We start from the raw sequence: 6,000 nt of genomic DNA, 5'->3' as shown, positions 1-6,000 counted from the left end.
GTGCAGGTGCGCGGTGTGGGCGAACTTACGTCCAAGCACATGCAGTTCCTGGGCGCGAAGGTCGAGGGCCAGGTGGAACGCATCGCCGTGGAAGCCGGCGCGGCGGTGAAGAAGGGCGACATCCTGGCGAGCCTGGCCAACCCGAAGCTGCACGAGCAGCTGTCGGAGAGCGAGTGGGAGCTGGCGGCGCAGAAGAAGGARCAGCAGGCCAACATCGCCAGCATGCAGGCAGAGCTGGTCGACCTGCAGACGGACGCACGGATCGCGCAGTCGGAGTTGAAGGTGCTGTCCCTGCGCGAGGCCTCCGAGGCCAAGCTGCAAGCSGACGGCATCGTSTCGAAGCTGACCTACGAGCAGACGCAGCGTGGGGTGGAGCAGCAGAAGCTGCGCATCGTGGCGGCGCAGGAGCGCGTGCGGATGATGCAGCAGCGCCTGAGCGCGCAGCGGGAAGCGGACACGGCGCGGCTGAACAAGATGGGCAACACGCTGGACATTCTTCGCCAGCAGATCGCCGACCTGTCGGTGCGCGCGCCGATCGACGGCGTGGTGGGGCAGATGGCCCTGAAGCTGGGCCAGCAGGTGGTGAGCGGAGACGAGATCGGTCGGATCGCGCCGTACGACAACCTGGTGGCGTTGCTGGACGTGCAGGACTACCAGGCGCGGGATGTGCGGGTCAATCAGGCGGTGCGCATCGACACGCGCGGCAACGTGGTGCCGGGCCGGGTGACGCGGATCGATCCGGCGGTGACCGACGGGATGGTGAAGGTAGAGGTGAAGCTGGACGGTTCCGTGCCGGCGAGCCTGCGCGCCAACCAGAGCGTGGAAGGGGTGATCGAGATCGCGCGCAAACCCAACGCGCTGTTCGTCAGCCGGCCGCCGTTGGCGCAGGGGCACGGACAGGCGGCGGTCTACCGCGTGGAAGGCGACACGGCGGTGCGCACGCTGGTGGATTTCGGGCTGGTGTCCACGCGCGACATCGAGGTGCTCGGTGCGCTCAAGGCCGGCGACCAGATCGTGGTTTCCGATGTATCGGCGTGGGGCGAGCACAGCCGGGTCTTGCTGAAGTAGCCCTMTCTCCCCTTCATTTTTCAACCATCACGCACCCGCCTGCGAGCGGGTATCCAAGGAGTGAAACGCGTTATGAACGGCGAAACCCTGATCGAACTGTCGGCGATCCGCAAATCCTTTCTCACCGAGAAGGTCGAGACCCGGGCGCTCGACGACATCTCCCTGCGGGTGGGGAAGGGCGAGTACGTGGCCCTGTCCGGCCCGTCCGGCTCGGGCAAGTCGACGCTGCTGTCGCTGCTGGGGCTGCTGGATACSTGGGACGCGGGTAGCTAYACGCTCAACGGCCACGACGTGTCGKCGCTGGGCCGCGACCAGCGGGCGGCGATCCGYAACCGCGAGATCGGCTTCGTGTTCCAGGCCTTCCACCTGATCAGCGACCTGACGGTGGAAGAGAACGTGGGTCTGCCGCTGACGTACCGGACGGACCTGGGCAAGGCCGAGCGCGCGCAGTGGGTGGCGCAGGCGCTGGCGCGTGTGGACATGACCCATCGCGCGCAGCACTTCCCGGCGCAGCTGTCGGGCGGCCAGCAGCAGCGCGTGGCGGTCGCGCGTGCGGTGGCGGGGCGTCCGTCGCTGATCCTGGCGGACGAACCGACCGGCAACCTGGACTCGAAGAACGCCGAGGCGGTGATCGAGCTGCTGGACGGCCTGCACCAGGACGGCGCGACCATCTGCATGGTGACGCACAACCCGGAGACGGCGGCGCGCTGTCCGCGCCAGATCGAGCTGTTCGACGGACGCATTGTGGCCGACCGGTCGCAGCACGCCGCGTTGCGGACGGTCGGCTGAGGAGCGGACGATGTCGTACTGGACGGATGTGAAATACGCGCTGCGCCTGTTGCGCAAGACTCCGGTGTTCACCCTGACCACGATCCTGGTGTTGGCCGGCGGTCTGGCGGTGAGTCTGTACACCTTTGGTTTGCTGAACACCGCGCTGTACAAGGACYTGCCGATTACCGACGGGGATCGGGTGATGCGCCTGGAGGGTCGTTCGGGCGGTCTGCCGACGCAGACGCTGGATGCCTACGAGCTGGCGCAGATCGCGCCGCAGGTGAAGGAACTGGAAGCGATCGGGGTCTACAGCGACACCGACGTGGAAGTGAGCGATCGTGAGCTGAGCCAGATGGTGCCAGCCACGTACGGTCAGTGGGACATGTTCGGCTTTATCGGGGTGCAGCCGCAGTTGGGCCGCAGCTTCCTGCCGGCCGATACGATCGGCGGTGCCGAGCCGGTGGCGATCGTCAGCCATGCGCTGTGGCAGTCGGCCTTCGCCGGYTCGCCGGACATCGTGGGTCGGGTCATCCACGTCAACCGCAAGCCGGTGCGTGTGRTCGGTGTGATGCCGGCGGGTGTGACCTTCCCGGTGTGGTCGCGGTTGTGGCTGCCGATGCCGCAGCAGGAGTCGCAGCCGGTGAACGAGGCGGCCTCCAGCGARGTGGGCGCGTATGCCCGGCTGCGCCCGGGTGCGACGCGGGCGTCGGCGTCGGCGGAGCTGACGGAYCTGTTGACCGGCCTGCGCCAGCGGCATCGTCGCGTGGACGGCAAGCCGTACGAGTACAACGCGATGGCGCTGGAAACCTTCCAGATGAGTCTGGCCGGGGGCGGCGCGGGCAACGTGATGTTCGCGGTGCTGAACCTGCTGGCCGGCTTCATCATGCTGCTGTCGTGCGTGAACGTGGGCAACATGCTGCTGGCGCGCACGCAGGAGCGGTTGAAGGAGATTGCGGTGCGGATGGCGATCGGTGCGCCGCGCGGCCGGCTGCTGTGGCAGATGATGCTGGAGAGCCTGCTGATCTGCGTGGTGGGCGGCGGGCTGGCCCTGCTGCTGATCGCGTACTGGCTGAAGGCGACCGACCAGTTCCTGCATGGGTGGAGCGACCGTCTGCCGTTCTGGGCGAGCTGGGGCGTGGACGCGCAGTCGGTGCTGATGACGTTCGCGTTCGTKCTGTTCGCCGTRTGCGTGGTGTCGATCCTGCCGACYTGGCGGGTGCTGCGCGTGCCGTGCACGACCTTGCTGCGCGACGGAACGCGCGGCGCACGCGGACGCTTGAGCGGGCGGCTGTCGCGGTTGCTGCTGACGGTGCAGATCGTRCTGATATCGGTGGTGATGGCGGTCGGCAGCGCATTGACCTTCGTGGCCTGGCGCACGTCGAACCTGGACACGGGCATCGATGGCGAGCGGCTGCTGGCGCTGGACGTGGCCGCGCCCAAGGGCAGCGACGGCACGCCGGCCAGCAAGGCGCAGTACCACGARCGCCTGCTGKCGAGCATCCGTGCGCAGTCGGACGTYGAGGGGGCGATGCTGTGGAGTGGCGCGGCCAGTCGGCGCTTCGGGGTGGATGGCATGAACTATCCGGTGGCGGGCGATTACCCGGAGGCGACGGTRCGGCTRAGTTCGGATGCGCCGGTATCGCTGGGTGCGCGACTGCTCGATGGACGCTACTTCGACTCCCGCGACGGCAGCGATGGCAGCCGCTCGGCGCTGGTGAGCAAGACGCTGGCCGAGCGTTACTGGCCGGGCAGCTCGCCGATCGGCCGGTCGATCCAGTTGTTCGATGCGAAGGGCAAGGCGCGCGAGCAGCGGGTCGTGGTGGGCGTGGTCAGCGATGTGCTGGACGACAGCCAGCTGATGCAGGCGGATGCGCGTGCGGTGACGGCGATCTACCTGCCGTTCGCCCAGGCGGCGCCGGTCAGTGCGCGTTATCTGGTGCGTTACCGCGGCGACGAGCCGTCGGCGCGCGCAACGCTGCTGAACCTGGCGTGGCAGGCCAATGCGGCGCCCGGGGTGGCGGTGGATCGCTACACGGCGCTGCGCGACCGCACGGTGGCSCTGAGCCGGAGTCTGGCGAAGCTGTTCGTGTACAGCGGTCTGTTCGCGCTGTTGCTGGCGCTGACCGGCATCTACGGCCTGTGCAGCAACGAAGTGATCCTGCGCAGGCAGGAGGTGGGGCTGCGCCGCGCGATCGGCGCAAGCGACGGATCGATCCTGCGCTTGTTCCTGCGCCAGGGCGCGCGGCGTCTGGCGGTGGGCCTGGTGCTCGCGACGCTGATCGGCGGGGCGGGGCTGTTCCTGCTCTCGCGTCTGGCCGGGCTGGGGACCGTGGTGCCGGTGGCGATCGGGCTGGGCGTGGCGATCACGATCACNGCTGATCGGCGGGGCGGGGCTGTTCCTGCTCTCGCGTCTGGCCGGGCTGGGGACCGTGGTGCCGGTGGCGATCGGGCTGGGCGTGGCGATCACGATCACSCTGCTGGTGGGCATGGCCACCTACCTGTCCACCCGCAGGATCCTGCGCGGCGAACCGGCCGAAGGCATGCGGTATGAATGAGTCGCTTTCGTCATTAACCTAGACAAACTACTGAGAGAACCCTTATGCAACCCGAATTCATCATTCTCTTCGTGCTGGGACTTGCGCCGATCGCCATCGTGCTGATCGTCCTGCGCTATCGCTATCAGCAGGCGCAGGCGCGCTACAACGTCGTGATGCATCTGGCGGACAAGGGCGTGACGCCGCCGGTGGAGCTGTTGATCGAGCCGCGCGCGGCGTTCTGCGAACGGCGACGGGCCCTGGTGCTGATCAGTATCGGCTTGGGCATCATCGCCATGTTCGCCGCCTTGCCGGGACACTACGAAAACGGGCGAGGGATCGGCGAACTGTGGGGGATTGGCCTGTTGCCGTTGCTCACCGGGTTCGGCTACCTCGCCAGCTGGTGGCTGAATCGCCGCGACGACAAGCATGCCTGATCACGACGCGGAAGCGCGCATAGATCAGGCCCTCGTTGCACGAGTACTGCTCGGCAACGAGGGCCGCGCGTTCGAGCAACTGGTGCGGCGTCATCAGGGCATGGTGCGCGCGCAATTGCGGCGCTTGCTGCACGGCGACGAAGCCGGTGCCGACGACCTGGCGCAGGAGACGTTTCTGTTGGCATGGCGAAAACTCGACCAATTTCGCGGCGACGCGCGTTTTTCCACCTGGCTTTACCGCATCGCGTACACCTGCTTTCTGCAGGCCAGTCGAAAGAAGGCGGGGACACTCGAAGATGCCGATGGCGGCGAGCACGAAGCGCTGGCAGCCCCCGCCCAGACCGTCGACCTGCAAGTAGATCTGGAGCGTGCGATGCAGCGCCTGTCCCCTGCCGAGCAGGCCGTGCTATTGCATTGCGTGCAATTGGGGTTGAGTCACGAAGAAGCCGTCTACGTGCTGGACATGCCGCTCGGCACGGTGAAAACCCACGCGACGCGCGGCAAGGCAAAGCTGCAAAAGTGGCTGTCAATCTGGCAAGGATCCGAGACCAAGAGGCAACTCTCATGAACGACCCGCATGATTCATCCATCGATGCGCTGCTGCGCCAACATTTCGATGGCCCCGTCGCCGATGCCGGCTTTAGCGATCGCGTCATGCAGCAATTGCCCGCACGTCGGCGCGCACGCCGTTGGCAGTTGCCGGTCGGCATATTGGCGGGACTTGGCGCGTGCCTCTGGAGCCTTTCGGCCACGCCCTTGATCCGTGCTGGCTGGCAGGATTGGATGCACGGGAGTCTTTCCTCGGCGGCCGTGATCATGCTGCTGACCCTCATGGGGATGTCGCTAATGGCATCGTGGTGGGCGTTGACAGAGAACGAATAGGAGTCTGTCCGTCAGACCTTACCTCGCCGAGGGCGGGCTGCTGGATCTGGTGGAAGTGCGCGCCGGAAACGCATGCGGACCCTGGGTTCGGATCTGCCCGATGCCATCGACTTGCTGGCGCGGGTGGAATCCCGCTTGCGGCCGGGCGCCCTGATCGTGGCCGACAACGCCGACTACAGCCCCGACTGCAGCCCCGAATACCTGGCGTATGTGCGTTCGCCGGTATCGCGCTATCTGTCCATCGCTTTCGCCGACGACGTCGAGCTCTCGATGCGGATCGGCTAAGGCTTCAAAGCGCTACGGGCCTC

6 protein-coding genes are annotated in these 6,000 nt (G+C 66.9%); all 6 read left to right on the top strand.

The features are described from left to right. A partial coding sequence (locus ASE43_RS06280) for an HlyD family efflux transporter periplasmic adaptor subunit (RefSeq protein WP_235568653.1) occupies positions 1-1,068 on the top strand: 1,068 nt, incomplete at its 5' end. Between the two features lie 72 nt (positions 1,069-1,140). Further along, a complete protein-coding gene (locus ASE43_RS06275) occupies positions 1,141-1,857 on the top strand; it encodes an ABC transporter ATP-binding protein (protein WP_057159780.1) in 717 nt (238 codons plus the stop codon). Between the two features lie 2,581 nt (positions 1,858-4,438). Continuing rightward, a complete protein-coding gene (locus ASE43_RS06265; protein ID WP_056181354.1) occupies positions 4,439-4,810 on the top strand; it encodes a DUF6249 domain-containing protein in 372 nt (123 codons plus the stop codon). Beyond that, positions 4,803-5,378 (top strand): RNA polymerase sigma factor, encoded by a 576-nt coding sequence (locus ASE43_RS06260; protein WP_057159776.1) that lies wholly within the window; start codon positions 4,803-4,805, stop codon positions 5,376-5,378. Before ASE43_RS06265 ends, ASE43_RS06260 begins: the two co-directional genes overlap by 8 nt. Next, positions 5,375-5,692, top strand: a complete 318-nt coding sequence (locus tag ASE43_RS06255; protein ID WP_057159774.1) for a hypothetical protein — start codon at positions 5,375-5,377, stop codon at positions 5,690-5,692. The genes ASE43_RS06260 and ASE43_RS06255 overlap by 4 nt, the downstream gene beginning before the upstream one ends. Positions 5,693-5,764: 72 nt before the next feature. Then, positions 5,765-5,977 carry a hypothetical protein gene (locus tag ASE43_RS06250; protein ID WP_057159772.1) on the top strand — a complete coding sequence of 71 codons (213 nt, stop codon included), beginning with the start codon at positions 5,765-5,767 and terminating at the stop codon, positions 5,975-5,977. The last annotated feature ends 23 nt before the right edge of the window (positions 5,978-6,000 follow it).

It is taken from the genome of Lysobacter sp. Root983, assembly GCF_001429345.1.
Lineage (GTDB): Bacteria > Pseudomonadota > Gammaproteobacteria > Xanthomonadales > Xanthomonadaceae > Lysobacter.
This window is presented reverse-complemented; position numbering and strand designations above follow the sequence as displayed.